The following is a 339-nucleotide window of genomic DNA, read 5'->3' on the forward strand; positions in this document are numbered from 1 at the left end:
GCGGCGCCCGCGGGGGCCGCGGCCCTCGTACCCGCGCGCGCCGCGGCCTCCGTACCTGCGGGGGCTGCGGCCTCCGTACCTGCGCGCGCCGCAGCCCCCGTACCCGCGCCTGCCGCAGCCCCCGTACCCGCAAGAGCACTCGTACCCGCACCTGCCGAACAGGAAGGCCCGTCATGACCGTCGCACCCGCCCCGCAGGCACCCGCCCTGCTCTGGGAGGACGCCGACCGCCGGGCCGTCGAGGTCGCCCGCGCCCTGACCGTGGACGCCGTCGAGGCGGCCGGCCACGGCCACCCCGGCACCGCCATGAGCCTCGCGCCCGCCGCGTACCTGCTGTTCC

General features: G+C 79.6%; 1 protein-coding gene. It reads left to right on the forward strand.

From position 1 onward, the window contains the following. Positions 1-173: 173 nt before the first annotated feature. Positions 174-339, forward strand: a 166-nt coding sequence (locus J7E97_RS36430; RefSeq protein WP_251055466.1) for a transketolase, incomplete at its 3' end; no start/stop codon positions are given.

The organism is Streptomyces sp. ISL-66 (assembly GCF_018614135.1).
Taxonomy (GTDB): domain Bacteria; phylum Actinomycetota; class Actinomycetes; order Streptomycetales; family Streptomycetaceae; genus Streptomyces.